General features: G+C 73.3%; 18 protein-coding genes and 1 pseudogene. 13 read left to right on the forward strand and 6 right to left on the reverse strand.

Annotated features, from left to right (window positions below):
* Window positions 1-152: 152 nt before the first annotated feature.
* A pseudogene (locus ACZ6CV_RS26740) lies at window positions 153-1160 on the forward strand (chitinase); the annotation flags it as partial.
* Here ACZ6CV_RS26740 and ACZ6CV_RS26745 read toward each other — a convergent pair.
* Both ACZ6CV_RS26745 and ACZ6CV_RS26750 read right to left on the reverse strand, forming a co-directional pair.
* Window positions 1114-1830, reverse strand: coding sequence for a phosphatase PAP2 family protein (locus ACZ6CV_RS26745; protein WP_469253195.1), 717 nt, complete (start codon window positions 1828-1830; stop codon window positions 1114-1116). The pseudogene ACZ6CV_RS26740 and the gene ACZ6CV_RS26745 sit on opposite strands and share 47 nt — an antisense overlap.
* A 160-nt stretch (window positions 1831-1990) precedes the next feature.
* Window positions 1991-5176: an amidohydrolase family protein gene (locus ACZ6CV_RS26750; RefSeq protein ID WP_469253196.1), complete on the reverse strand. Its 3186-nt coding sequence runs from the start codon at window positions 5174-5176 to the stop codon at window positions 1991-1993.
* Window positions 5177-5330: 154 nt separating this feature from the next.
* Here ACZ6CV_RS26750 and ACZ6CV_RS26755 point away from each other — a divergent pair, with 154 nt between their 5' ends.
* Window positions 5331-6362 (forward strand): Lrp/AsnC family transcriptional regulator, encoded by a 1032-nt coding sequence (locus tag ACZ6CV_RS26755; protein WP_469253197.1) that lies wholly within the window; start codon window positions 5331-5333, stop codon window positions 6360-6362.
* A 486-nt stretch (window positions 6363-6848) separates the two neighbouring features.
* Here the strand turns inward: ACZ6CV_RS26755 and gabT are convergent, their stop codons facing one another.
* Entirely contained in the window at window positions 6849-8183 is a 1335-nt protein-coding gene (gabT, locus tag ACZ6CV_RS26760) for a 4-aminobutyrate--2-oxoglutarate transaminase (protein WP_469253198.1), read from the reverse strand.
* A gap of 287 nt (window positions 8184-8470) precedes the next feature.
* On the opposite strand from gabT, the gene ACZ6CV_RS26765 reads away from it, so the two are divergent.
* From ACZ6CV_RS26765 to ACZ6CV_RS26815, 11 genes are all read left to right on the forward strand, one after another.
* Entirely contained in the window at window positions 8471-10645 is a 2175-nt protein-coding gene (locus ACZ6CV_RS26765; RefSeq protein WP_469253199.1) for an ATP-binding protein, read from the forward strand.
* A 284-nt stretch (window positions 10646-10929) separates the two neighbouring features.
* Window positions 10930-12657, forward strand: a complete 1728-nt coding sequence (locus tag ACZ6CV_RS26770) for a PucR family transcriptional regulator ligand-binding domain-containing protein (RefSeq protein ID WP_469253200.1) — start codon at window positions 10930-10932, stop codon at window positions 12655-12657.
* Between the two features lie 279 nt (window positions 12658-12936).
* Entirely contained in the window at window positions 12937-14382 is a 1446-nt protein-coding gene (locus ACZ6CV_RS26775; protein ID WP_358773886.1) for an aldehyde dehydrogenase family protein, read from the forward strand.
* Window positions 14383-14652: 270 nt separating this feature from the next.
* On the forward strand, window positions 14653-14901 hold the full coding sequence (locus ACZ6CV_RS26780) for a hypothetical protein (protein ID WP_469253201.1): 249 nt from the start codon (window positions 14653-14655) through the stop codon (window positions 14899-14901).
* A gap of 215 nt (window positions 14902-15116) precedes the next feature.
* Window positions 15117-17063 (forward strand): acyl-CoA dehydrogenase family protein, encoded by a 1947-nt coding sequence (locus tag ACZ6CV_RS26785; RefSeq protein ID WP_469253202.1) that lies wholly within the window; start codon window positions 15117-15119, stop codon window positions 17061-17063.
* Window positions 17064-17243: 180 nt separating this feature from the next.
* Window positions 17244-18521 carry a 1-deoxy-D-xylulose-5-phosphate reductoisomerase gene (dxr, locus tag ACZ6CV_RS26790; RefSeq protein WP_469253203.1) on the forward strand — a complete coding sequence of 426 codons (1278 nt, stop codon included), beginning with the start codon at window positions 17244-17246 and terminating at the stop codon, window positions 18519-18521.
* Complete coding sequence (locus tag ACZ6CV_RS26795; RefSeq protein ID WP_469253204.1) at window positions 18518-19819, forward strand: M50 family metallopeptidase; 1302 nt, start codon at window positions 18518-18520, stop codon at window positions 19817-19819. The genes dxr and ACZ6CV_RS26795 overlap by 4 nt, the downstream gene beginning before the upstream one ends.
* 210 nt (window positions 19820-20029) lie before the next feature.
* A complete protein-coding gene (gene ispG, locus ACZ6CV_RS26800; RefSeq protein ID WP_355811872.1) occupies window positions 20030-21187 on the forward strand; it encodes a flavodoxin-dependent (E)-4-hydroxy-3-methylbut-2-enyl-diphosphate synthase in 1158 nt (385 codons plus the stop codon).
* Window positions 21188-21529: 342 nt separating this feature from the next.
* Window positions 21530-22378, forward strand: a complete 849-nt coding sequence (locus ACZ6CV_RS26805) for a GNAT family N-acetyltransferase (RefSeq protein WP_355811875.1) — start codon at window positions 21530-21532, stop codon at window positions 22376-22378.
* Between the two features lie 30 nt (window positions 22379-22408).
* Complete coding sequence (locus tag ACZ6CV_RS26810) at window positions 22409-22990, forward strand: GNAT family N-acetyltransferase (RefSeq protein WP_469253205.1); 582 nt, start codon at window positions 22409-22411, stop codon at window positions 22988-22990.
* Window positions 22991-23030: 40 nt separating this feature from the next.
* Entirely contained in the window at window positions 23031-24725 is a 1695-nt protein-coding gene (locus ACZ6CV_RS26815) for a proline--tRNA ligase (protein WP_469253206.1), read from the forward strand.
* A 56-nt stretch (window positions 24726-24781) separates the two neighbouring features.
* Here the strand turns inward: ACZ6CV_RS26815 and ACZ6CV_RS26820 are convergent, their stop codons facing one another.
* Genes ACZ6CV_RS26820 through ACZ6CV_RS26830 form a run of 3 tightly spaced genes read right to left on the reverse strand, consistent with a single transcriptional unit; the run spans window position 24782 to window position 26723 of the window.
* Window positions 24782-25681, reverse strand: a complete 900-nt coding sequence (locus ACZ6CV_RS26820) for an aminoglycoside phosphotransferase family protein (protein WP_355811883.1) — start codon at window positions 25679-25681, stop codon at window positions 24782-24784.
* A gap of 26 nt (window positions 25682-25707) precedes the next feature.
* On the reverse strand, window positions 25708-26178 hold the full coding sequence (locus ACZ6CV_RS26825) for a ferritin-like domain-containing protein (protein WP_469253207.1): 471 nt from the start codon (window positions 26176-26178) through the stop codon (window positions 25708-25710).
* A complete protein-coding gene (locus tag ACZ6CV_RS26830) occupies window positions 26175-26723 on the reverse strand; it encodes a hypothetical protein (RefSeq protein WP_469253208.1) in 549 nt (182 codons plus the stop codon). The genes ACZ6CV_RS26825 and ACZ6CV_RS26830 overlap by 4 nt, the downstream gene beginning before the upstream one ends.
* Window positions 26724-26960: the final 237 nt, after the last annotated feature.

The raw sequence follows: 26960 nt of genomic DNA on the forward strand, positions 1-26960 counted from the left end.
TGTTGCCCCCCACCGGCCGAGCAAGCCGCGTCAGACGCCTCGCCGCGGTCGCCGTCGCGGCCTGCGCGCTCACCGCGTCCGGCCTGCTCTCCACCCGCGCGACGGCCGCCCCGGAACAGCCGGCCCCCACCGGGGCCCCGGCCGCCCCCGCCGACCACGCCCTGGTCGGCTATCTGCACACCAGCTTCGCCAACGGCTCCGGCTACACCCGCCTTGCCGACACCCCCGACAGCTGGGACATCATCGACCTCGCCTTCGGCGAGCCGACCTCCGCGACCTCCGGCGACATCCGCTTCGGCCTCTGTCCCGCGTCCGAGTGCCCGAACGTCGAGACCGAGGCGGAGTTCAAGGCCGCGGTCAAGGCCAAGCAGGCGGCGGGCAAGAAGGTGCTGATCTCCATCGGCGGCCAGAACGGCCAGGTGCGGCTCACCACGGCGCAGGCCCGCGACACCTTCGTCTCGTCGGTCTCCGCGATCATCGACCGGTACGGACTCGACGGCCTGGACATCGACTTCGAGGGCCACTCGCTCTCCCTGAACGCCGACGACACGGACTTCAAGAACCCGAAGACCCCGGCGATCGTCAACCTGATCTCCGCGGTGAAGACCCTCAAGGCGAAGTACGGCTCCGGCTTCACGCTCACCATGGCGCCCGAGACCTTCTTCGTGCAGCTCGGGTACCAGTTCTACGGCACCGGGAAGTGGGGCGGCCAGGACCCGCGGGCGGGCGCGTACCTCCCGGTCATCCACGCCCTGCGCGACGACCTGACGCTGCTGCACGTCCAGGACTACAACTCCGGTCCCGTCATGGGCCTGGACGACCAGTACCACTCCATGGGCGGCGCGGACTTCCACATAGCCATGACCGACATGCTGCTCACCGGCTTCCCGGTGGCGGGCGACAAGAACAACGTCTTCCCGCCCCTGCCGCCGGGGAAGGTCGCCATCGGCATGCCCGCCTCGGTCAACGCGGGCAACGGCCATGTGTCCACGGCGGAGGTCGACAAGGCCCTGGACTGTCTGACCAAGGGCACGTCCTGCGGCACGTACCGCACCCACGGCACCTGGCCGGACCTGCGCGGCCTGATGACCTGGTCGATCAACTGGGACCGCTTCAACGGCTGGGAGTTCTCGAAGAACTTCGACGCGTACTTCGGCTGACCGCCACCAGTACGACCTGGAGCAGCGCCACGGAGAGGCACCAACTGGCCGCGACGTCCAGCGGCCAGTGGTACCCCCGTCGCACCAGGCCGAAGCCGACCGCGACGTTCAACAGGCAGCAGCCGATGAGCAGTTCGCGACGGCCGTACGCGCCGCGGAGCAGCGGAAGCAGGAGCAGGGCCGCCGCGCCGTATGCGACGGAGGCCGTCGCCGTGTGGCCCGAGGGGAAGTAGCCGTCGCCCGCCATGCCGGGCGGCCCCGTGCGGGCGACCAGCACCTTCAGCGGGGAGACCACGAGCGCCGGCACCGCCGCCATGGCGAGCAGCGCGGCCGCCGCGGGCAGCCACCAGCGGTCCGTGCCGCCGCGCCGCGCGCGCCACGCGGTGTACGCGGCGACGGCGACGAGGACCGGCACGGCGACCGTGGCGTTGCCGAGGTCGGCGAGGAGCTCGGCGGCCCGGTCCGGGAGCCGGCTGCCGGTGAGGGCGCGCCCCGCGCGTTCGTCGGCGCGGCGCAGCGGGCCACCGGCGACGACCTGCCAGGTGAGCAGCGCGAAGGCGAGGACGCAGAGGGAGACGACCAGGGCCGGGCGGCGCGGCGCGGGCGACCGGCCCTCCGGCGGGGCGGGCACGCCCCGGGAGGCCGGAGACGGGGGCGGGGATGCGGACATGGCCCCAGCCTTCCAGGGATGATCGCCCGGGGGCGCGCGCGGGGCGGGGCGGGTCGGCGCGTGGCGCCTCACGCCGGAGAGCGCCGCCCGAGCGCGCGCCCCGCCCCGGACTCAGTACCCGTGCCACCCCGCCCCGGCCCCCGTACTCACCCCCCCGTACTCACCCCCCGTGCTCGCAGCACCGCCCCCGCAGCTTCTCGCCCGTACGCGCCCAGTGCTTCCGTTCCCGCGCCGTCACCGGCACCGCCGGGACCGCGGAGACGAGGTCCTTCACCTGGTACGGCACTCCGCCCCGCATGACCGACACCGTCCGCACCAGCGCGTCGAAGTCGGTGAAGGGGTCCCCGTCGACCACCGCGAGGTCGGCGAGCTTGCCCACCTCCAGCGTGCCGAGGTCGCGGTCGAGGCCGAAGATCCGCGCGGGGGCGAGGGTCGCCGTGCGCAGCGTCTCGGCGACCGTCAGGCCGCCGCGCCGCAGGGCGCGCAGGGCGAGGTGGACGCCCAGGCCGGTCGGGATGCCCGGGGAGTCCGTGCCGACGGCGAGCAGTCCGCCGGCCGCCGCGATGCGGCGGTAGATGTCGATCTCCCGGTTCAGGGTGGCCAGTTGGGCCCCGGTGGGCGGCTGCGCGGCCAGGTCCCGCACCTGTGCGGTCTCCCACGGCGGCATCAGGCGGGTGACCCGCTCGTCGTCGGCGAGGGCGGGCGCCGCGCCGATGAGTGGAGCGGCCGAGAAGGGCGTGGCGATCAGATGGAAGTCGCCGGTGGCGGTGTAGATCTCCGTGACGTCCTGGTAGGCGAACTCGCCGATGGACGTCGCGTGCCCGAACTCGGCGCGCTGCGTGGCCTGCAGATGGGTCGTCAGGTCCTGCCCGAGCTGGATGCCGGGGGAGAGGTTGTGGCTGCCGCAGCGCACGCCCATCTCCTCGTGGGCGAAGCGCGCGGCCTCCTCCATCACCCAGGCCGGGGCCCGCACATAGGTCTTGACGAAGTCCCAGTCGAGGGCCTTGCCGCGGGAGAGAGTCCTGCGCAGGCCCTCGCGGGTGGCGTGCACGCGGTTGTCCCAGGCGATGCGGCTCCCGTCGAGCACCTCGCTGGCCGTGACGAGCCGGGGCCCGGCCAGCTCACCGGAGGCGACGGCCTCGCGCAGCCGCGCCCCCTCGTAACCGGCACCGCCCATCGACATCGCGCTGGTGACACCGTAGGAGAGGAACAGGGCGGCCTGCCTGCCGCCGTACAGACCGGGCTGCGGATGCATGTGCGCGTCCCACAGGCCGGGGATCACGGTCTGCTCCGAGGCGTCGACGCGGCGGGCGGCGCCGCGTCCCGGCCGGTGCGGCCCTACGGCGGCGACACGGCCGCCGCGCAGGGTGATGTCGACGTTCTCGCGCACGGAGTCGTCGCCGCCGCTGCCGTCCCAGAAGCGGCCGGCGTGGATGACGGTGTCCGCGGGCGCCGGGCGCCGGTGGTCGAGCGGCACCCTGACCGTGCGGACGCTCCCGTCGGCGACGGTGCGGAGCCGGAGCCGGCCCGCCGAGAGGTAGAGGACGTGGCGGCTGTCGCCCGACCAGGTGGGGTGGTCGGCGGCCTCGGCGGGGAAGGTGCGGGGTTCGCCGTCGGGGGTGCCGTCGGCGCGCACCGGCAGCAGCCACAGCGCGGACTCGACGACGACCGCCATGTACCGGCCGTCGGGCGACCAGACCGGGCCGTTGCTGTTGCGGTCGGAGATGGAGGCGTGCGGCGCCACCGCGTGGGTGGCGGTGGAGCCGTCGGCGGTGTCGATCACCCGGATGAGGTTGTGGCCCTCGCGGAAGCGCTGGTTGATCCGGTTGCGGAAGCTGACCGCCACGTACCGGCCGTCCGGCGACCAGCTGGGCCGGCCGGACAGCTCACCACCGGGCGGGCTGGTGGCCAGCACCTTCTCCTCGCCCGTACGCAGGTCCCGTACCAGCAGGTTGGTGGCGAGGTCGAAGCAGGCGAGGCGGTGGCCGTCGGGGGAGAGGGCCGGCTGGATGCGCCCGCCGGGGGCGAGCACCGTCTCCTTGCCGTCCGCGAGCTCCCGCCGGTGGACGGCGGGCATGCCGTCGCGGTCGTCGGAGTACAGCAACGCCGTGCCGTCGGGCGTCCACGCGGCCGCGTAGAGGTAACCGGTCGCCTTGGCCCGCGTCACCCGGCGCGGCGCCCGGCCGCCCGAAGTCTCGCCCACCCAGAGGGAGTTGAGGGCGGTGAACGCCACCTGCCTGCCGTCGGGGGAGAGCACCGGCAGGTCGTAGGCGCGGACGGGCCGGCGCGCGGTGCCGTCCAGGTCGAAGGACTTGAGCCGGTAGCTCGGGCGGTCGACGGGCAGGGGCGCGGTGAAGGGGATCTCCTCGCGCTCTCCCGGGTCCGCGGGCCGTACGACGGTGAAGTGGCCGTCCACCGTCAGGAGCAGCTCCTTGGCGGAGATCCAGCGGGGCGGCGCGGCCTCGATGTCGCCGCCCACCGCGACCGGCTCACCGGCCACGACGAGGGCGCAGCCGGCGTTCGGCGCGGGCGTCGACCGCAGGTAGGCGAGCGTGCCGTCCGGGGAGAGCGCGGGCACGAAGACCTGGGCGGTACCGGTGTCGGTGTGCTCCACGGTGACGGGGCCGCTGCCGTCGGCGGCCACGGAGGCGATCGTACGGGCGTCGAGCGCGCCGCCCTTGAGCGCGGCGCGGACGAACAGCACCCGCTTGCCGTCCGGCGACCAGGTGGGGTCGAAGTCCTCCCACGCGCCGTCCTGTACGGGCCCCCGCTGGTCCGGCAGGCCGGTCAGCCGGGTGAGCCGGCCGGTGGCGAGCTCCAGGGTCCAGATGCGGAAGGGGGCGCCCGTCACCGGATCGCCGCCGCGCTCGGAGGCGAACGCGATCCGCTTGCCGTCGGGCGACCAGGCGGGGCCGCGGGCGTCCCACGGGCCCTCGGTGCGCTGGGTCAGCTCGGATCCGTCCGGCTTCAGCGTCCAGATGTGGAAGGTGCCGGTACGGAACGCGCAGACGGCGATCAGCCGGCCGTCCGGGGAGTGCACCGGACGCGACGGCTCCAGGTCCGGCGGGGTGATCGGCGCGGCCTCGCCTCCCGCGCGCGGCAGGGACCACAGCACGCCCTGCACCTCGGCGACCAGCCGGTCGCCGGCCAGGGAGGCGGCGCCGTTGGTGGTCGCGGTGAAGCGCAGGGTGGCGCCGGCGGCTGCTGCCCTGCCGGCCGTGGTGGGGCCGGTGGCGGGCGCCGCGTAAGCGGTGGTGGCGGCGGTGAGCGCGCCCGTCGTGGCGACGGCGCCGGCCGCCGACGTCGTCTGCAGGAACCGGCGGCGCGACATGTGCGGAATGGACATCTGACTTCCCCCGTCAGCGAGTTGGGAGGGCCGCGCCGGTGAGGGCGGCCCCGCCCCGCGATCTTCGTGCAGACGCCGGACGGAGCGGAGTGCCGTGCAGGATCCGGACGAAAATGATCTGCGCACCGCAGGAAGGCGCGTTATACAGGCAGTTGTGAGCACCGATGCGCCGACGGCAGGCGAAGGCCCGTTCCCCGTAACGGAGTTCGGGACCGATCGCCTGGACCGGCGCATCGTCAACGCCCTGCAGATCGAGCCGCGGGCCTCGTGGGCGAAGGTCGGCGCCGTGCTCGGCGTGGACGCCGTCACCGTCTCGCGCCGCTGGGCCCGGCTGCGGGCCGCGGGCCTCGCCTGGGTGACGGCGTACGAGCCGGGGCCAGGACCGGGGCGGCTGGCCGTCGTGGAGATGGAGTGCGCGGGCCACCCGCTGGCGGTCGCCGAGGCGCTCGCCGACGACCCGCAGTGCCTCACGATCGACGTCGTCTCGGGCGGGCGCGACCTGCTGCTCGGCGTGGGCGCGGCCGACGAGGCGGCGCTCGCCGACTACGTCCTGCGCCGGCTCGGCACCGTGCCGCGGGCCCGCGCCGTACGCACCCAGCTCGTCACCGCCTTCGTCAAGGAGACGGTCGACTGGCGGCTCGGAGAGCTCGGCCCGGACCAGCTCGAACGGTTCACCGGCCCCGGCCCGCGCGGCCCGGCCGCCGTACGCCCGCTGGGCGCGCTGGACCGTGCGGTGCTCGCCGCCCTGCGCGAGGACGGACGCGCGTCCGCCACCGACATCGCGGCCCGCACCGGCGTGCCCGTGCGCCGGGCCCGCGACGTGGTGCACCGCCTGCTCACCCGGCACCGGGTGGCGCTGTGGACGGACGTCTCGCGCACGCTGGCCGGGCGGCCCGTGCAGGCCTGGTACTTCCTCCAGGTCCCCGCCGGGCGGCTGGCCGGGGTCGCCGCGCGCCTGGCCCGCCTGGAGGAGGCGCGCCTGGTGCTCTCCACCATCGGCACGTACAACCTGGTGGTCTGCGTCTGGATGCGGGGCCTGGCCGAGGTCGCCCGCCTGGAGGCGCAGATCGAGGACGGCCTGGAGGGTGTGCGGACCGTGGACCGCTGCGTGACGCTGCGGACGGTCAAACGTTCGGGGAACCCGCTCGACGCCCGGGGCGGAAGAACCCCGCCGCGCACCGGGTGAACAAGCCGAAGGGCCGGCACAAGGGGGGGGTGTGCCGGCCCTTCGGTGGCCGACCGGCCCGGCCTGTCCGAACCGGCCCGCTGACGCGGGTCCGTCGGGTGGGGTGCCGAGGCGGCCTTCCGGATCGGGGTCCGCGCGCCCCGGGGGGTTTGGGGCGGGCGGCCGTCCGATCGGTGAGGATCTCCGGATCCGAAGACTCCGGGTGTGTGCGCAAGGGCACGGCCAGGGCGGGGCTGGGGAGGCTCCGCCGAAGCACCGCCCACGGCCCCCCGTGGGCGGGGTGTTCCTCTCAACTGCGGAAACCGTACGGCAGGTTGGTCGCGGCCCGACAGCGGGAACGGCAACCCGACATGGGGCCCGCACACCTTCTTCACACGCCCCGACGGTCACGCGGGGCCGCGACCGCCCCACCGGACGCAATCCGCGCAGGTCACGGCGGACCGGCCACGGTGGGAGGCCGCCATCGGCTCGCCGAAGGTCTGGGCGTCAGACGCCCGCGAAGGCGCCCTCGATGATGTCGAGGCCCTCGTTCAGGAGGTCGTCACCGATGACCAGCGGCGGCAGGAAGCGCAGGACGTTGCCGTACGTGCCGCAGGTCAGCACGAGCAGGCCCTCCGCGTGGCAGGCCTTGGCCAGGGCGGCGGTGGCCTCCGGGTGGGGCTCCTTGGTGGTGCGGTCCTTGACCAGCTCGATGGCGATCATGGCGCCGCGGCCGCGGATGTCGCCGATGACGTCGAACTTCTCGGCCATGGCGGAGAGGCGGGCCTTCATGGTCGCCTCGATGTGCTTCGCCTTGGCGTTGAGGTCGAGCTCCTTCATGGTCTCGATGGCGCCGAGCGCGCCGGCGCAGGCCACCGGGTTGCCGCCGTAGGTGCCGCCGAGGCCGCCCGCGTGCGCGGCGTCCATGATCTCGGCGCGGCCGGTGACGGCGGCGAGCGGCAGACCACCCGCGATGCCCTTGGCGGTGGTGATCAGGTCGGGGACGATGCCCTCGTCCTCGCAGGCGAACCACTGGCCGGTGCGGCAGAAGCCGGACTGGATCTCGTCGGCGACGAAGACGATGCCGTTGTCGTTGGCGAACTTCACGATGTCCGGCAGGAAGCCCTTGGCCGGCTCGATGAAGCCGCCCTCGCCGAGCACGGGCTCGATGATGATCGCGGCGACGTTCTCCGCGCCGACCTGCTTGTTGATCATGTCGATGGCCTGCTTGGCGGCCTCGGGGCCGGCGTTCTCGGCACCGGTCGGCCAGCGGTAGCCGTAGGCGACCGGCACGCGGTAGACCTCGGGGGCGAACGGGCCGAAGCCGTTCTTGTACGGCATGTTCTTGGCGGTCAGCGCCATCGTCAGGTTGGTGCGGCCGTGGTAGCCGTGGTCGAAGACGACGACGGCCTGGCGCTTGGTGTGCGCACGGGCGATCTTGACGGCGTTCTCGACGGCCTCGGCGCCCGAGTTGAACAGCGCGGACTTCTTCTCGTGGTCACCCGGCGTGAGCTCCGCGAGCGCCTCGGCGACGGCGACGTAGCCCTCGTACGGCGTGACCATGAAACAGGTGTGCGTGAAGTCCGCGAGCTGCGCGGACGCCCGGCGCACCACGGCCTCGGCGGAGGCGCCGACGGAGGTCACGGCGATGCCGGAGCCGAAGTCGATCAGACGGTTGCCGTCGACGTCCTCGATGATCCCGCCGCCCGCGCGCGCGGCGAACACGGGCAGCACGGACCCCACGCCACCGGCGACCACGGCGGTACGGCGGGCCTGCAGCTCCTGCGACTTCGGGCCGGGGATGGCGGTGAGGACGCGGCGCTCCTGCGGAAGGGCGGTCATGAGGGCTCCTGGGGGGTGGGCGACGATACGGACGCTTCACTGCTTTCTTCGCAGGTTAGGGGCGGCGCCAGGGGGCGGGCATGCTCCATCGGGGAGTCGTCGGGCGTGGCGGTTGTCCGTGGTGGACATAGCGAGGGGGTACGCGCGGGGCCGGCGAGGGGCTCGGCCGGTCGAGCCGCGGCGGCACGGATCGCCGCAGGCCCGGGCGCGTATTCGGTGAACTCCCCCTGCCGGGGCACTAGATTGACCCGCGAAACGACAGATCGGCTGGTCAGGGGGCAAGGGGCATGGACTCCGACGGCACGCACGACGCTCGCGGCACTCACGCCACACCGGTGCCGCGCCCGGCGGCGCCTCCGCAGGGGTCCGCGGCTTCTCCACCAGGGGCTGCGGCGCCGCGGGGCGGGGCGCCGCAGCCCGGGCTGCCGCCCCGGCCCGCGCAGGCCCCCGGGGCGGCGCCGCTGCCCGACGGGGCCGCCTTCCTCGCCTGGCTGAGGGCGCCACGGCCCGCCGCGCCGCCCGGCGTCTGGCGGTTCGCGCACCGGCCCCGCCCCGAGCAGGAGCCCGAGGTCATCCCGACCCGGCAGCTGCTCAGCGGCGCGCTGATCGCCTTCCTCGTCGGCTGGCTCCTGTGGTCCCTGCTCTGGAACGGCTACCTGGGCGGCTGGTGGGTGCTGCCGCTCGAACTGTTCCTGCCCGACGCCTGGATCTACACGAGCGACCGGATCGGCAACGCCGTCGTCTGGTACGGCTACTACACGGTCATCGTGGTCGCCATCATGATCGGTGTCGGCCGGCTCGGCCGCTGGTCCGAGGTCTGGCGCCGCTTCGTCGCCCCCCGGCTGCGCCGCCCCGACGCGCCCCCGCCGCCGCCCGCCCCAGAGGAGGACCCCGCCCGCTGGCCCCAGCTGCGGGCCGCGGGCGCCGAAGCCGCCGCCGACCGGCTCGCGGCCGACGCCCGAGCCGGGCTGATGCGGGACGTGGACCACGCCCGGATCGCCCGCGCCTGGCGCTCCGTGCGCGCCGGCCGCAGCCCGCTCGCCGTCTTCAGCGACGCGGTCGTACGGGACGGGGCCGGCGCCTGCATGCACCCCTCGGGCGACCGTGACCTGCCCCAGCGCGCCGCGCGCCACGACCTCGCCACGGCGCAGGTGCGGATCGGGACGACGGTCGACGACCCCCGTAACCCGTACGCCTACCGGTCCACCGGGCTCGCGCTCGGGCCCGATCTGCTCGGCACCTCGCTGCTCGCCGTCGGGCCCGGCGGCTCCGGCAAGACCGCCCGGGTGGTCTGGCCGCTCGCCGAGTCGCTCTGTCTCGGCGCCCTCGCGGGACGGGCCGCCGTGGTGGTCGTGGGCGCGGCGGGGGCGGGGCTCGGGCCCGTCGAGGACTACGACGTGGTGGTGCGGGTCGGACAGCCCGACTCGCTGTACGACCTCGATCTGTACGGCGGCACGAGCGACCCGGACGAGGCCGCCGCCGTGCTCGCCGAGGCCCTCGTGGGCGACCTCGTCGACCCGCACCCGAGCGGTGACAGCCGCCGCTCCACGACCTGCCTCGCCCAGCTCCTCGGCCCCTACCGGGCCGTGCACGGGCGCTTCCCGTCCGTACCGGAACTCCGCGCCCTGCTCGACGGCTCGCCCGCCCCCCTGAGCGCGCTGCGCAAGGCGCTGCAACAGGCCGGGCAGGACGGCATGATCCGTGAACTCGACGCCCGCGAGCGCCAGTTGGGGCACCCCGGTGACCCAGGCGCGGTCCTCGCCGACCGCATCGCGCTGCTCGACCGCCCCGCCTTCGCCCCCTTCTTCGACACCTCGGGCCAGACCACGCCGTTCTCGCTGCGCGCCCTCGACCACCCCGTGCGCGTCCGCATCGACCTGCCCGAACGAGGCCACGCGGACGCCTCACGGATCCTGGCCAGGCTCGTCCTCGCGCAGTTCACGGCGAGCGCCGCCGCACGCGACGACCGCTCGCTCTTCGCCTGCCTCGTCCTGGACGACGCGTCCGGCACCGTCACGCCCGAGGCCGTACGCCGCATCCAGCGCCTGCGGTCCGCCAACGCGGGCGTCGTCATGACCCTGCGTACGCTCGACGACGTACCGCGGCCGCTGCGCACCCCGCTGCTCGGCGCGATCGGCTGCCGTATGGCGCTGTCCGGCCTCACCCCGTGGGACGGCCAGGACTTCGCGGAGGTGTGGGGCAAGGAGTGGACGGAGGCGCGCGACGTCACCGACCGGCAGATCATCGCCGAGACCCCGCTGGGCAAGACCGTGCACGTCCTGCGCCGCGTCATCACCGGCAACGCCCCGACCGCCCGCGCCGTCACCGTCCGCCAGGTCGAGCGTGAGCGGTGGTCCGCGTCCGAGCTGGCGCACGGGGTGCCGCCGGGGCACGCGGTGCTCTCGCTGACCGACGTACGAGGGGAGTACGCGCCCCCGCTCCTCGTGGACCTGCGGGCCTGAAGCGGCGGGGCGGGGGGTATCCGGCCGGTCCTGCGGCGGACAGGTTTCCGGATCGTCACGTACGTGGTGTTCGGTCCCGAGCGGACCGTACGGTGAGGCAGAATCGACACAGGTCGTTCATACGGACCGGCCAAAAGATCCACATCGTCTGAAGAACGCCAGACGGCGAACCGTACGACGCAGTTCCGTCCCGGCGCCCGCACCCCCGGGCGCCGACAAGCCCGCCCGCACCCCCGGGCGCCGAAAAGCCCGCCCGCCCCGCCAGCCGCAGACCTGAAGGTCCCATGCCGCCCACGCTCGCCTCGCTCGTCCACCACTCCGCGCTCAAGCTGACCGTGCGCGCGGGTGAGGGACACCTGGACGCCCCGGTCCGCTGGGCGCACGCCAGTGAGCTCGCCGACCCCGTGCCCTACATGGAGGGCGGCGAACTGCTCCTGATCACCGCGCTGAAGCTGGACGCGGAGGATCCGCAGGCCATGCGGCGCTACGTGAAACGGCTCGCGGGCGCCGGCGTCGTCGGCCTCGGCTTCGCCGTCGGCGTGCACTATCCGGACGTCCCCAAGGCCCTCCTCGACGCGGCCACCGAAGCGGAGCTGCCGCTCATCGAGGTGCCCCGGCGCACCCCCTTCCTCGCCATCAGCAAGGCCGTCTCCGCCGCCATCGCCGCCGAGCAGTACCGCGCCGTGACGGCCGGCTTCGCCGCCCAGCGCGAACTGACCAAGCAGGCGCTGAGCGCGGGCCCCGAGGGGCTGCTGCTCGCCCTCGCCGGGCAGGTCGACGGCTGGGCCGCGCTGTACGACGCGTCCGGCGCCGTCGTCGCCTCCGCCCCGGACTGGTCCACCCGGCGGGCCGCCCGGCTCACCGCCGACGTCGAACGGCTCAGGGAGCGCCCGGCGCCCGCCAGTTCCGTCGTCGCGGGCGCCGAGGACCGTGTGGAGCTGCACTCGCTCGGCACCGGGCGCAGGCCGCGCGCCGCGCTCGCCGTCGGCACGGCATCGACCCTCGGCACCGCCGAGCGGTACGCGGTGCACTCCGCCATCGCGCTGCTCACCCTCACCACGGAGCGCTCCCGTTCGCTGCACGCCGCCGAGCAGCGGATCGGCGCGGCGGTGCTGCGGATGCTGCTCGCCGGCGAACCCGACCACGCGCGGACCGTCGCCGGGAACCTGTACGGCGGGCTCCTGGACGCGCCCTTCCGGCTCATCGTGGCGGAGGTCGCGTCGGCCTCGGCGGCGCGGGTGCGGGTGGGCGCCGACGCGGCGTCGGCGGCGGCTTCGGCATCGGCTTCGGCTTCGGGGGAGGGGGCCGCGGAGGCCGGACCCGGCAGCGCGTCGGCGGCGGTGCGCGCCGCGGTGGCCGACGCCTCGGCCGGCGGCGACCCGCTCGCCGCGCTCGTCGACGTCGTCGAGGCGGCGGCCGCGCGCTCCGGCGAGGCGCTGCTCGTGGTGCCGTACGGCGAACGGCTCGTGCTGCTCGTGGTGGACGGCGGCTCGGGTGTGGCGGCCTGCGCGGAGTACGCGGCGGCCCTGGAGGCGGGGCGCGGGACCTCGGGACGCGAACCGGCCGCATCCGGCGAGGAGGCCGAACTGGTGATGGGGCTCTCCGCGCCGGCCGGGCCGATCGCCGCGGCCACCGCGTACAAGCAGGCCGAGCAGGCGCTGTCCGTCGCGCGGCGGCGCGGGCGCGCGCTCGTCGAGCACGAGGAGCTGGCCGCCGGTTCCGTCCTGCCGCTGCTCGCGGACGACGCGGTGCGGGCCTTCGCGGACGGGCTGCTGCGGGCGCTGCACGAGCACGACGCGACGGGCCGCGGCGACCTCGTCGCCTCGCTGCGGGCGTGGCTCTCGCGCCACGGCCAGTGGGACGCGGCGGCGGCCGACCTGGGCGTACACCGCCACACCCTGCGCTACCGCATGCGCAGGGTCGAAGAAATCCTGGGCCGCTCCCTGGACGACCCGGACGTCCGCATGGAGCTGTGGCTCTCCTTGAAGGCAACCTCGATGGGCTCGGACTGACGGCCCCGGGCGGGGTGCACGAAAACCTGCAGGGGGCGCCCCGACAGGGGCGCGGGGAACGGCGCGCCCAGCCCCAGCGGACTCGCGGCCGAAGAGCAAGCGACCCCGCACGCCCGGCGCCCCGCAGGGGAAGAGCGAGGAAACAAGGGCGACACGTACAAACCGGCGCGAGGCCCCCGGCCAGCACTCCGCGTCGGACAAACGCCCCTACCTCCCCCTGCCCCTACGGTGAGGGACGTACCCCCCAGACACACCTCCGCGGAAGGGCCGGGAATCGACATGACTTCCATCCACGCCTTCTGGCTCGCCGGTCGCCAGACCACCGGCGAGACCACCCTCGACGTCACCTCGCCCTGGGACGGACGGCTCGTCGGCAAGGCCGCCGTCCCGACCGACGCCCAGGTCGAGGAGGCCGTCGCCGCCGCGTACGCCGTGCGCGACGAGTTCGCCGCGACCCCGGCCCACGTCCGCGCCGCCGCCCTCGCCCACGTCTCCGACCGCCTGGTCGAGCGCACCGAGGAGATCGCCCAGCTGATCTCCGCCGAGAACGGCAAGCCGATCAAGTGGGCCCGCGGCGAGGTCGGCCGCGCGGTATCCGTCTTCCGGTTCGCCGCGGAGGAGGCCCGCCGCTTCAACGGCGGCGAGGCCCAGCGCCTGGACACCGACGCGGGCGGCCAGGGCCGTCTCGCGCTGACCCGCCGCTTCCCCAAGGGCGTCGTCCTCGGCATCGCGCCGTTCAACTTCCCGCTGAACCTCTGCGCGCACAAGATCGCCCCGGCGATCGCCGTCGGCGCGCCGATCATCCTGAAGCCGGCGCCGGCCACCCCGCTCTCGGGCCTGATCATCGGCGAGCTGCTCGCCGAGACCGAGCTGCCCGCCGGCGCGTGGAGCATCCTGCCGGTCGCCAACGACAAGATGCCCGCCCTCGTCCAGGACGAGCGGATGCCGGTCATCTCCTTCACCGGCTCCGAGCAGGTCGGTTACGCGATCATGGACTCGGTGCCGCGCAAGCACTGCACGCTGGAGCTCGGCGGCAACGGCGCGGCCGTGGTCCTCGCCGACTACGCCTCCGACGAGGACCTCGACTGGGCGGCCTCGCGCATCGCGACGTTCTCCAACTACCAGGGCGGCCAGTCCTGCATCTCCGTGCAGCGGGTCATCGCGGACGCCGCGGTGTACGACCGTCTGGTGCCGCGCGTGGTCAAGGCCGTCGAGGCCCAGGTCACCGGCGACCCGTCCGACCCGGCGACCGAGGTCGGCCCGCTGGTCAGCGAGGACGCCGCCAAGCGCGTGGAGTCCTGGGTCGACGAGGCCGTCAAGGCGGGCGCGAACCTGCTCGTCGGCGGTGAGCGCGACGGCGCCTCGTACGCGCCGACCGTCCTCGCCGACGTCCCGGCCGACGTGACGATCTCCTGCGAGGAGGTCTTCGGACCGGTCCTCACCCTGAAGAAGGTCGAGGGCGAGACCGAGGCGTTCGACGCGGTGAACGACTCCAAGTACGGCCTCCAGGCGGGCGTCTTCACCCACGACCTGCAGACGGCCTTCCGCGCCCACCGCGCCCTGGAGGTCGGCGGCGTGGTCATCGGCGACGCGCCCTCCTACCGCGCCGACCAGATGCCGTACGGCGGCGTGAAGCAGTCCGGAGTGGGCCGCGAGGGCGTCCGCTTCGCGATGGACGACTACACGTACGAGCGCGTGATGGTCCTGACGGGCCTGGCCCTGTAACGCCGCCCCACGCAAACCAACGGCCGGAGCCCACTGTGCGGGGGCTCCGGCCGTTCTCGTGTGCGGTCCGAGGTTCGGGTCCGAGGTCCCGGTCCGGCGGCCCGGCCGAACTCCCCGGTACGGGCGTATCGTTCGGATAAGAGCCCTTTGCGCATCTGGAGGCTCGCCATGGCCCAGCACGGCGCACACCCACAGTGGTCCCGACCGATCCCGCCCCCGCCGAACCGGCCACCCGGCACGCACGGTCGCCTCCGACGCCCGCACTGGCGCGTGCTGACCTGGGTGATCCTGGCCTTCAACGCGCTCATGCTGGTGTGGGTCGTCGTCGGCGTCAACGCGGCGAGCGGCGAGGGCGAGACGTGCGCGGACGACGCGTGCGCCGCGGGCAACGACCTCGGCACGCTGATCGGTACCGGCATGCTGATCTTCGTCTGGGTGACCGGCGCCGTGATCCTCGGCGTCATCTGGCTCGTGACGAACCAGCACCAAGGACGCGACCGGCGCGAGCGCCGGTGGTGATCGGCCCTCGCCGCGGCCGGCACGGGCAGACCGTGGAGTGAAGTCGCACCCCGGCTGCCGCCCCGAACGGCCCCCTCTGCGCCGAACGCTGCGCGAAGACTGGTGAGGTCGGGATGGATCGGGTACCAACGATCCAGTAGCACCAGTCAGTAACCGACCGGGCGCGACGGGTCCCCGGGCCCGCCCGCCCCACTTCGCGGCGAGGTGAGCTCCTCATGACCGCACCAACCCCCAAACCGTCCGTGAGCGAACGCGAGGCCCGGCAGGTCGCCGAGGCCGCCCGTGAGCAGGACTGGCGCAAGCCCAGCTTCGCCAAGGAACTCTTCCTCGGCCGATTCCGGCTCGACCTGATCCACCCGCACCCGATGCCGCCCGACGAGGACGCGCAGCGCGGTGAGGAGTTCCTCGCCAAGCTGCGCGACTTCTGCGAGACGAAGATCGACGGGGCCCGCATCGAGCGCGAGGCGAAGATCCCCGACGAGGTGATCAACGGGCTCAAGGAGCTCGGCGCGCTCGGCATGAAGATCGACACGAAGTACGGCGGGCTCGGGCTCACGCAGGTCTACTACAACAAGGCCCTCGCCCTCGTCGGCTCCGCGAGCCCCGCGATCGGTGCGCTGCTCTCCGCGCACCAGTCCATCGGCGTGCCGCAGCCCCTGAAGATCTTCGGCACCCAGGAGCAGAAGGACGCCTTCCTGCCCCGGTGCGCCCGCACCGACATCACCGCGTTCCTGCTGACCGAACCGGACGTCGGATCGGACCCGGCCCGCATGGCGATGGCGGCCGTCCCGGACGGCGAGGACCACTACGTCCTGGACGGCGTGAAGCTGTGGACCACCAACGGCGTCGTCGCCGACCTGCTCGTCGTCATGGCCCGCGTCCCGAAGTCCGAGGGGCACAAGGGCGGCATCACCGCGTTCGTGGTCGAGGCGTCCTCCGAGGGCATCACCGTGGAGAACCGCAACGCCTTCATGGGCCTGCGCGGCCTGGAGAACGGCGTGACCCGCTTCCACCGCGTCCGCGTCCCGGCCGCGAACCGCATCGGCCCGGAGGGCGCGGGCCTGAAGATCGCCCTGACCACCCTCAACACCGGGCGGCTCTCGCTGCCCGCGATGTGCGTCGGCGCCGGCAAGTGGTGCCTGAAGATCGCCCGCGAGTGGTCCGGCGCCCGCGAACAGTGGGGCAAGCCGGTCGCGTACCACGAGGCGGTCGGCCAGAAGATCTCCTTCATCGCGGCGACCACCTTCGCCCTGGAGGCCGTCCTCGACCTGTCCTCCCAGATGGCCGACGAGGACCGCAACGACATCCGCATCGAGGCGGCCCTCGCCAAGCTGTACGGATCCGAGATGGCCTGCCTGATGGCCGACGAGCTCGTCCAGATCCGCGGCGGCCGCGGCTTCGAGACCGCCGAGTCCCTCGCGGCCCGCGGCGAACGCGCCGTCCCCGCCGAGCAGATCCTGCGCGACCTGCGCATCAACCGCATCTTCGAGGGCTCCACCGAGATCATGCACCTGCTCATCGCCCGCGAGGCCGTGGACGCCCACCTGAAGGTCGCGGGCGACCTCATCGACCCCGACAAGACGCTGTCCGACAAGGCGAAGGCGGGCGCACGGGCCGGCGGCTTCTACGCCCGCTGGCTGCCCAAGCTGGTCACCGGGCCCGGCCAACTCCCGCGGTCGTACGCCGAGTTCCACCCCGACGGCCACCCGGACCTCTCCGGCCATCTGCGCTACGTCGAGCGCGGCGCCCGCAAGCTGGCCCGCTCCACCTTCTACGCCATGTCCCGCTGGCAGGGGAAGATGGAGACCAAGCAGGGCTTCCTCGGCCGCGTCGTCGACATCGGCGCGGAGCTCTTCGCGATGAGCGCGGCCTGCGTACGGGCCGAACTCCTGCGCACCACCGAGGCCCACGGCCGCGAGGCGTACCAACTGGCCGACGCCTTCTGCCGCCAGTCCCGCATCCGGATCGACGCGCTCTTCGACCGCCTGTGGACCAACACCGACGAACTGGACCGCACCGTGGTCAAGGGCGTCCTGTCGGGCACGTACACCTGGCTGGAGGAGGGCGTCGTCGACCCCTCGGGCGAGGGCCCGTGGATCGCGGACACCACGCTCCCGAAGAAGCCGCGCCCGGACGTGCGCAGGGTGATCAAGGAGGGGTGAGCGGGCCGTGACCCCGGGCGACACCGACCGCCCGCCGGGGTCGCACCGTGCCCCGGCAGGGCTTGGGCAGGGTCCCGCGCGTACGCGCCGTACGGACGAATGGCCCCCGCGCGCGCCACGCGCGCCCCCAACCGGGCATGCCCTGTCGGAGCGGAGGCGTGTTGCGGCCACAATGGGGGGATGAGCGACAGCCCATCCCCCCTCGCCGACCCGCATCTCGTCTTCGACCCCGTGACCGCCGGGGACGGAGCGGGACCGCGGGACATCGTGATCCTCGGCTCCACGGGATCGATCGGCACCCAGGCCATCGACCTCGTCCTGCGCAACCCCGACCGCTTCCGCGTCACCGCGCTCTCCGCCGCGGGCGGCCGCGTCGGCCTCCTCGCCGAGCAGGCCCGACAGCTGCGGGTCAGCACCGTCGCGGTCGCCCGCGAGGACGTCGTACCGGCGCTGCGCGAGGCACTGCGCGCGGAGTACGGCGCGGGGGAGCCGCTTCCCGAGATCCTGGCCGGACCCGACGCCGCGACCCAGGTGGCCGCGTCCGAGTGCCACACGGTCCTGAACGGCATCACCGGCTCCATCGGCCTCGCGCCCACCCTCGCCGCCCTGGAGGCGGGCCGCACCCTCGCGCTCGCCAACAAGGAGTCGCTGATCGTCGGTGGCCCGCTGGTGAAGGCCCTCGCCAAGCCCGGCCAGATCATCCCGGTCGACTCCGAGCACGCGGCCCTCTTCCAGGCGCTGGCCGCCGGCACCCGCGCGGACGTGCGCAAGCTCGTCGTCACCGCGTCCGGCGGCCCCTTCCGGGGACGGACCAAGGCCGACCTGGCGCACGTCACCCCCGAGGACGCGCTGGCGCACCCCACCTGGGCGATGGGCCCGGTCATCACGGTGAACTCCGCGACCCTGGTCAACAAGGGCCTGGAGGTCATCGAGGCGCACCTCCTCTACGACATCCCCTTCGACCGCATCGAGGTCGTCGTCCACCCCCAGTCGTACGTGCACTCCATGGTCGAGTTCACCGACGGCTCGACCCTCGCGCAGGCGACACCGCCCGACATGCGCGGCCCGATCGCCATCGGCATCGGCTGGCCCGAACGGGTCCCCGACGCGGCCCCGGCCTTCGACTGGACGAAGGCGTCGAGCTGGGAGTTCCACCCCCTCGACAACGACGCGTTCCCGTCGGTCGGCCTCGCCCGGCACGTCGGAGAGCTCGCGGGCACAGCCCCGGCGGTGTTCAATGCCGCCAACGAGGAGTGCGTGGACGCCTTCCTGAAGGGTGCGCTGCCGTTCAACGGCATCATGGAGACCGTGACGAGGACCGTGGAGGAACACGGCGCCCCGGTCTCCGCGGGGTCGGGAACCTCCCTGACCGTCGCGGACGTCCTCGAAGCGGAGACCTGGGCGCGTGCTCGGGCACGCGAACTGGCAGGCAAGACGACCGCGGAGGCTCGTGCATGACGACCTTGATGATGATCCTCGGGATAGTCGTCTTCGTGATCGGGCTGCTCTTCTCGATCGCCTGGCACGAGCTGGGCCACCTGTCGACCGCCAAGATGTTCGGCATCCGGGTGCCGCAGTACATGGTCGGTTTCGGCCCGACCCTCTTCTCGCGCAAGAAGGGCGACACCGAGTACGGCGTCAAAGCCATCCCCCTCGGCGGCTACATCCGCATGATCGGCATGTTCCCGCCGGGCGCCGACGGCCGGATAGAGGCACGGTCGACGTCGCCCTGGCGCGGCATGATCGAGGACGCCCGCTCGGCCGCCTTCGAGGAGCTCCAGCCCGGCGACGAGTCCCGCCTCTTCTACACGCGCAAGCCGTGGAAGCGCGTGATCGTGATGTTCGCGGGCCCCTTCATGAACCTCGTCCTCGCCGTCGCGATCTTCCTCGGCGTGATGATGACGTTCGGCATCAGCAGCCAGACCACCCAGGTCGGCAAGGTCTCCGACTGCGTCATCCAGCAGAGCGAGAACCGCACCAAGTGTGCGAAGGGGGACAAGGCCGCGCCCGCCAAGGCCGCGGGCCTGAAGCCCGCCGACAAGATCGTCGCCTTCCAGGGCAAGCCCGTCGAGGACTGGTCCACGCTCCAGACGAAGATCCGGGAGACCATCGGCCCGGCCACCATCACGGTCGAGCGCGACGGCAAGCGGGTCGACCTGCACGCGAACCTGATCAAGAACCAGGTCACCAGGACCGACGGCGACGGCGCCTACGTGGAGGGCAAGTACGTGTACGCCGGGTTCCTCGGCTTCACGCCCGCCACCGGCATCGTCCAGCAGTCCTTCGGCGAGTCCGTGGACCGCATGGGCGACATGATGGAGAACGGCGTCGAGTCGATCGTCGCCCTGCCCTCCAAGATCCCCGACCTGTGGAACGCGGCGTTCGGCGACGGCGAGCGCAAGCAGGACTCCCCGATGGGCGTGGTCGGCGCGGCCCGCGTCGGCGGTGACGTGTTCACGTTGGACATCCCGCCGGAGAACCAGATCGCGATGATGCTGTTCCTCATCGCGGGCTTCAACCTCTCCCTCTTCCTGTTCAACATGCTGCCGCTGCTCCCGCTCGACGGCGGTCACATCGCGGGCGCCCTGTGGGAGTCCGTGCGCCGCAACGCGGCGAAGGTCCTGCGCCGCCCGGACCCTGGCCCGTTCGACGTCGCCAAGCTGATGCCGGTCGCGTACGTGGTCGCGGGCATCTTCATCTGCTTCACGATCCTGGTGCTCATCGCGGACGTGGTGAACCCGGTGCGACTCTCCTGAGGGAACCGGACGCTTCTGCGCAAGCGTCCTCTTACGAGAGGTTTGCGGCGGCCCGAAACGCTATGTGACGGGCCGCCCTCCATTGGGTGGACTTTGGGACGGGATGTGTTCGGCCACTACCGGGTGCCGTAATCTCGAAGCCTGGAGCCCGCCGATCTCGGGACCTCGACTCACGCCTCTGTGATCCACACTCTTGGGGATGCTCGCCAGATGACTGCCGTATCGCTCGGAATCCCGTCCGTTCCGACCAAGCTCGCCGACCGAAGGGTCAGCCGCAAGATCCAGGTCGGCGCGGTGGCCGTCGGCGGGGACGCACCGGTCTCGGTGCAGTCGATGACGACGACGCGTACGTCCGACATCGGCGCGACGCTGCAGCAGATCGCGGAGCTGACGGCCTCGGGCTGTCAGATCGTCCGCGTCGCCTGCCCCACGCAGGACGACGCCGACGCGCTGCCGATCATCGCCAAGAAGTCGCAGATCCCGGTGATCGCCGACATCCACTTCCAGCCGAAGTACGTCTTCGCGGCGATCGACGCGGGCTGCGCGGCGGTCCGTGTGAACCCCGGCAACATCAAGCAGTTCGACGACAAGGTCAAGGAGATCGCGCGCGCCGCCAAGGACGCGGGCACGCCGATCCGGATCGGCGTCAACGCGGGCTCGCTGGACGCGCGGCTCCTGAAGAAGTACGGCAAGGCGACCCCCGAGGCGCTCGTCGAGTCCGCCCTGTGGGAGGCGTCCCTCTTCGAGGAGCACGACTTCCGCGACATCAAGATCTCGGTCAAGCACAACGACCCGGTGGTCATGGTCAACGCCTACCGCCAGCTCGCCGCGGCCTGCGACTACCCCCTGCACCTCGGTGTGACCGAGGCGGGCCCCGCCTTCCAGGGCACGATCAAGTCGGCGGTCGCGTTCGGCGCGCTGCTCTCCGAGGGCATCGGCGACACGATCCGCGTCTCCCTCTCCGCGCCGCCCGCGGAGGAGATCAAGGTCGGCATCCAGATCCTCGAATCCCTCAACCTCCGTCAGCGCCGCCTGGAGATCGTCTCCTGCCCGTCCTGCGGGCGCGCCCAGGTCGACGTCTACAAGCTCGCCGAAGAGGTCACCGCGGGCCTGGACGGCATGGAGGTCCCGCTGCGCGTCGCCGTCATGGGCTGCGTCGTGAACGGCCCGGGCGAGGCCCGCGAGGCCGACCTCGGCGTCGCCTCCGGCAACGGCAAGGGCCAGATCTTCGTCAAGGGCGAGGTCATCAAGACGGTCCCCGAGTCGAAGATCGTGGAGACGCTCATCGATGAGGCGATGAAGATCGCGGAGCAGATGGAGAAGGACGGCGTGGCCTCCGGCGAGCCGACGATCTCCGTCGCAGGCTGACGCCCGCACACTCTCTTTCCCGGCCCCGCCCCGCCTTCCCGGCGGCGCGGGGCTTTTTGTGGTGAGGGACAGCCAGGCGGGCGGGCGGGTGGGGAAACCGCCGCGGAGCGGCGGGCCAGTGAGGCACGGCGCAGGAAGCGGCGTGTACGGCGCGAAACACCACCCCGAACCGACACCCCACGACCGCCCCCCGTCGCGCAGCGGCGAACCACCCCGCCCCCACACCAGGGACAAGCCGCCCGCGCCGGAGCGGAGGCAACAGACAAAAGGCACCCCCCGCACAAGGCGCCCCCGCCAGGTACAGTGCGGAGATCAGCAGACCGTATGGTGAGGCCCCCGCACGTGTTGACTCAGACCACCACCCGGGTCCTCGAACCGAGTGACCTCGACGCCGCGATCGCCGTGCTCGACCGCGAGCCGGTCGCGAACGCCTTCGTGACCGCCCGTGTCCAGGTGGCGGGCCTCGACCCCTGGCGCCTCGGCGGCGAGATGTGGGGCTGGTACGAGGACGGCATGCTTGCCTCCCTCTGCTACGCGGGCGCCAACCTCGTCCCCATCTGCGCGACCCCGCGAGCCATCCGCGGCTTCGCCGACCGTGCCCGCAGGGCCGGGCGCCGCTGCTCGTCCATCGTCGGGCCCGCCGCCTCCACCGCCCAGCTGTGGCGGCTCCTCGAGCCGTCCTGGGGCCCCGCCCGCGAGGTCCGCGCCCAGCAACCCCTGATGGTCACCGACCGGCTCCCGGACGACATCACCCCCGACCCGTACGTCCGTCGCGTCCGCAAGGACGAGATGGAGACGATCATGCCGGCGTGCGTGGCGATGTTCACCGAGGAGGTCGGGATCTCCCCGCTCGCGGGGGACGGCGGGCTGCTCTACCAGGCCCGCGTCGCCGAACTCGTCGGCTCGGGCCGCTCCTTCGCCCGCGTCGACCGGGACGGCAAGGTCGTCTTCAAGGCGGAGATCGGCGCCGCCACCGCGCAGGCCTGCCAGATCCAGGGCGTCTGGGTGGCCCCCGAGTACCGCGGCCGCGGCCTCGCCGCCCCCGGCATGGCCGCCGTCCTGCGCTACGCCCTCGCCGACATCGCCCCGGTCGCCAGCCTGTACGTCAACGACTTCAACACCGCGGCCAGGGCGGCCTACCGCAGGGTGGGCTTCCAGGAGGTCGGGGCGTTCATGAGCGTCCTGTTCTGATCGCGACCCCGGCGAAGTAGGGTCGATCCCATGACAGACGACGTCGTGATCGGGCCCCTCGACCTCGCCGCACGCGTGGACGACGCGCTGCGCGTCCAGGCCCACGCCTTCGGGCTGAGCGACGAGGAAGTGGCCGTGCGGCGCCAGATCGTCCTGCGCCACGTCACCTATCCACAGGCCCGCGCGTTCGGCGCGACCACCCCCGACGGCCGTCTCGTCGGCTTCGTCTACGGCATGCCCAACGACCGCCACCACTGGTGGTCCACGGTCGTCGAGCCGTATCTGCGCAGCCAGAACCTGGACGACTGGCTCGACGACTCCTTCGTCATCACCGAGCTGCACGTGCACCCCGGCCACCAGAACCGCGGCGTCGGCCGCGCGCTGATCACCACCATCACCGAAGGCGTCCCCGAGCCCCGCTCGATCCTCTCCGCGATCGACGTCGAGAGCCCCGCCCGCGGCCTGTACCGCTCCCTCGGCTACACGGACCTGGCCCGCCGCGTGCTCTTCCCGAGCGCCGCCAAGCCGTACGCCGTGATGGGCGCCCCGCTGCCGCTGCCGCGACGGGTCCGGGCGACAACCGATTTCCGCCCGCGCCGGGGCCCCGGCTAACCTCCTGGGCATCACCCTCACGCAGCAGGAGTAAACAATCATGGCCCAGGTCCAGCGCATGTCCCGTTTGATGGTCAAGACACTGCGCGACGACCCGGCGGACGCCGAGACGCTCAACCACAAGCTGCTCGTCCGGGCCGGCTACGTCCGCCGTACCGCCGCGGGCATCTGGACCTGGCTGCCGCTCGGCAAGAAGGTCTACGAGAACATCGCCCGCGTCGTGCGCGAGGAGATGGACGCCATCGGCGGCCAGGAGGTCCTCCTGCCGGCGCTGCTGCCCAAGGAGCCCTACGAGGCGTCCGGCCGCTACGAGGAGTACGGCGACCTGCTCTTCCGCCTCAAGGACCGCAAGGGCGCCGACTACCTCCTCGGCCCGACCCACGAGGAGATCTTCACCCAGGTCGTCAAGGACCAGTGCTCGTCCTACAAGGACCTGCCGGTGATCCTCTACCAGATCCAGACGAAGTACCGCGACGAGGCCCGCCCCCGCGCCGGCGTGCTGCGCGGCCGCGAGTTCCAGATGAAGGACTCGTACTCCTTCGACACCACGGACGAGGGCCTCGCCGAGGCGTACGCCCTGCACCGCGGCGCGTACCAGAAGATCTTCGAGCGCCTCGGCCTCGACTACCGCATCGTGTCCGCCGTTTCCGGCGCCATGGGCGGCTCGGCCTCCGAGGAGTTCCTGGCCCCCGCCCCGGCCGGCGAGGACACCTTCGTGGACTGCCCGTCCTGCGACTACGCCGCCAACACCGAGGCCGTGACCTTCGCGCTGGCGCCCGTCGACGGCTCGGCGCACGGCCCCGTCGAGGAGCTGGACACCCCCGACACCCCGACCATCGAGACCCTCGCCGAGCACCTCGGCGTCCCGGCCTCCGCCACCCTGAAGAACCTCCTGGTCAAGGTGGACGGCGAGATCGTGGCCGTCGGCGTGCCCGGCGACCGCGAGGTCGACCTCGGCAAGCTCGGCGAGCACCTGGCCCCCGCCGAGGTCGAGCTCGTCACCGCCGAGGACTTCGAGGGCCGCGACGACCTCGTCCGCGGCTACGTGGGCCCGCAGGGTCTGGCGAAGGTCCGCTACATCGCCGACCCGCGCGTCGCCCCCGGGACCGCCTGGATCACCGGCGCCAACCAGCAGGACAAGCACGCCAAGAACGTGGTCTGCGGCCGCGACTTCGAGGTCGACGACTACCTCGACGTCGTCGTGGTCGAAGAGGGCGACCCGTGCCCGAACTGCGGCGCCGGCCTGAAGCTGGACCGCGCCATCGAGATCGGCCACATCTTCCAGCTCGGCCGCAAGTACGCCGACACCTTCCAGCTCGACGTCCTCGGCAAGGAGGGCAAGCCGGTCCGCGTGACCATGGGCTCGTACGGCATCGGCGTCTCCCGCGCGGTGGCGGCGCTCGCCGAGCAGACCGCCGACGACAAGGGCCTGTGCTGGCCCAAGGAGATCGCCCCGGCCGACGTCCACGTGGTCGCCGCCGGCAAGGCGCTGCAGACCGAGCTGGCCCTGGAGGTCGCCGAGAAGCTGGGCGCCGCGGGCGCGCGCGTCCTGGTCGACGATCGGGCCGGGGTCTCCCCGGGCGTGAAGTTCACCGACGCCGAGCTGATCGGCGTCCCGCAGATCCTGGTCGCGGGCCGCCGCTCCGCCGAGGGCGTCGTGGAGTTGAAGGACCGCCGCACCGGCGAGCGCGAGGAGCTCACGGTCGACGAGGCCGTCGCGCGCCTCACCGCCTGACCGGACCGACGAAGAGGGCGCACCCCGCATCGCGGGGTGCGCCCTCTCGCGTACCGCTACAGCCAGCCCGCGAACTCGAGGAGCAGCTCCGCGTCCTGGCCGCGCCCCACCCGCAGCGCCCGGACGCCCGACTCGACGGCCCGGAACAGCGTCCAGCCGCGCAGCCGCTCCTGGTCGACCTCCAGGGACTCGGCGAGCTTCTTCACGCGCCGCCGGGTGATCGAGGCGCCCGACGGCGACGCGATCAGGTCCTCGACCCGGTCACGGACCAGGCGCGCCAGGTCGAAGGCGGTGTCGCCGACCACCGGGTCGGGCCCCACGGCCAGCCACGGCAGCCGGTCCCCGGCCAGCACCTTGCTCTGCCGGAACGTGCCGTGCAGCAGCTTCGGCTCCGCGGCCGCGGCGAGCAGCCCGTCCCGCGCCGTGAGCGCGGCGTCGACCAGCGGGGCGACCTCCGGCTCCGCGCCGGCGAACGCCCGCATGGCCTCGGCCTGCCGCCCGGTCCGTTCGGCCACCGTCTCGAAGCGGTGCCCGGCGGGCGGCGCGACCCACAGCCGCCGCAGCGTCCCCGCCGCCTCCAGGAGCGCCTTCGCCTCGGGCAGCGAGCGCACCGACACGTCTCGGTGCAGCCGCTCCAGGAGCAGCGCCCCGTCCGCGCACTCGGGGTCGAGCAGCCGCGCGGCGCCGAGCCCGTTCCAGTGGGCGAGCGCGGCCCGTTCGCTCTCCGGCCGCGACCGGGGCGGCACGAGCTTCAGCACGGCGGGTGTGCCGTCGGCCTGCTGCACCATGAGGACGAGGCTGCTGCGGCCGCCGGGCACGTGCACCCGCTCGACGGTCAACTCGCGTAGAGCGACGGCCTGTTCGGCTGCCTCGGGCAGCTTCTCCAGCCAGTCGTCGCCGTCCCGCGCGCTCTCGCCGAGTGCGGTGACGAGGCGCTGCGGCGGTTCGAGAGCCATGCGCGAGTCGATCCCTTCCTTGAGCGTTACGCCTTGGGCGTGGCCGGCGCGGACGGTGTCGACCGCTCGGCGAGCCCAGGGAAGGCTACGCTCCCGCCCCGCCAGCGTGCCGCCCGCACCGCGGCCTCCCGCAGCGCCCGCGCCGCGTTGCCCCGCCGGGCGCCCGAAGCGGCCCGTACGAGATCGGAGTAGACGCCCGCGACCCGGTCCTCCAGCTCGGTGGCGAGCCGCACGGCGGCCGCGGAGTCCGGCACCGGGAACGGCAGCGAGTACGCCGCGTCCGCGGACTGCGGCTCGCCGCCGAGGTCGCGCACCGCGCGCTGCAGCTCGTCGCGCCGGGCGCGGTGGGCGTCGTACGCCGTGCGCGCCTCGGCCCTGCGCTTGCCGCCGATGCGGCCGCCGACGACGCCGTAGCCGTAGACGGCGGCGTGCTCGGCGCCGAGCGCCGCCTGCAGGGCCTTGAGCTCCTCGTCCTTCGAGGCGTCGGCGTCGCTCACTTGTCACCCTCCGTCTCGCTCAGCAGATACGCGTGGGCGGCGCCCGCCGCGGCCACCGAGGCGAGCAGCCTGCCCTGCTCGGCGGGGGCGTCCAGGAGGGCGGCGCCGCGGCGGTCGGCCAGCTCGCGCTCGGCGTCGGCGAGGGCGCGCACCGCCTTGTGGGGGTCCTGGGACACGGCCGGTTCCGGGGTGGGCGCGGAGGCGGACGGGGACGCCGACCCGGAGGCGGAGGCCGAGGCGCCCTCGGCGGGGCCGTCCTCGAAGGCCTCCGTGTGCCGCTTCACCTCGGCACGCAGCGGCCCGAGCCGCCCGGCGAGCGAGGGGTGCGCGGCGATGACGGCGTCGTAGAGGCGCAGCAGTTCCTTGCTCTCCGCCGCCGCCCTCGCGCGCACCCGTCGCGCGGCGGAGGGGAGCTCGTCGGCGGATTCGGCGGAGTCCGTGCAGCCCGCGAGCAGCGCGGCCGACGCGACGCCGGCGGCCCCGGTGAGCAGACTCCTTCGGCGCGGGCCCGGGCGGGACCGCGGGGCGGTGAGATACGACGGCACGGCAGACGTCCTCGGAAGGAAGGCCAAAAGGCGCGAGCGAGAAAGTGGTGGAAACGAACGGAAAAGAACGGAAAGGGAGATCGGTGGGCACGGACCCGGTGATCACCGTACCTTCGGACCGCCCCGGCGCCCGCGAGCGGCTCGGGTCCGGAGCGGCGCCCGCCCCCCGCCCGGTGGGCGGCAACACCCCTTCGGACCGGATACCCTTTGACCTGACACGCAGACTTGCAACGCACC

It is taken from the genome of Streptomyces sp. NPDC041713 (genome assembly GCF_055591085.1).

Bases quoted from the DNA above. Each gene is read 5' to 3' on its own strand.
- ACZ6CV_RS26745 (WP_469253195.1), bottom strand. From the start codon at position 1,830: ATGTCCGCATCCCCGCCCCCGTCTCCGGCCTCCCGGGGCGTGCCCGCC.
- ACZ6CV_RS26750 (WP_469253196.1), bottom strand. From the start codon at position 5,176: ATGTCCATTCCGCACATGTCGCGCCGCCGGTTCCTGCAGACGACGTCG.
- gabT (WP_469253198.1), bottom strand. From the start codon at position 8,183: ATGACCGCCCTTCCGCAGGAGCGCCGCGTCCTCACCGCCATCCCCGGC.
- ACZ6CV_RS26765 (WP_469253199.1), top strand. From the start codon at position 8,471: ATGGACTCCGACGGCACGCACGACGCTCGCGGCACTCACGCCACACCG.
- ACZ6CV_RS26770 (WP_469253200.1), top strand. From the start codon at position 10,930: ATGCCGCCCACGCTCGCCTCGCTCGTCCACCACTCCGCGCTCAAGCTG.
- ACZ6CV_RS26775 (WP_358773886.1), top strand. From the start codon at position 12,937: ATGACTTCCATCCACGCCTTCTGGCTCGCCGGTCGCCAGACCACCGGC.
- ACZ6CV_RS26785 (WP_469253202.1), top strand. From the start codon at position 15,117: ATGACCGCACCAACCCCCAAACCGTCCGTGAGCGAACGCGAGGCCCGG.
- dxr (WP_469253203.1), top strand. From the start codon at position 17,244: ATGAGCGACAGCCCATCCCCCCTCGCCGACCCGCATCTCGTCTTCGAC.
- ACZ6CV_RS26795 (WP_469253204.1), top strand. From the start codon at position 18,518: ATGACGACCTTGATGATGATCCTCGGGATAGTCGTCTTCGTGATCGGG.
- ispG (WP_355811872.1), top strand. From the start codon at position 20,030: ATGACTGCCGTATCGCTCGGAATCCCGTCCGTTCCGACCAAGCTCGCC.
- ACZ6CV_RS26810 (WP_469253205.1), top strand. From the start codon at position 22,409: ATGACAGACGACGTCGTGATCGGGCCCCTCGACCTCGCCGCACGCGTG.
- ACZ6CV_RS26815 (WP_469253206.1), top strand. From the start codon at position 23,031: ATGGCCCAGGTCCAGCGCATGTCCCGTTTGATGGTCAAGACACTGCGC.
- ACZ6CV_RS26820 (WP_355811883.1), bottom strand. From the start codon at position 25,681: ATGGCTCTCGAACCGCCGCAGCGCCTCGTCACCGCACTCGGCGAGAGC.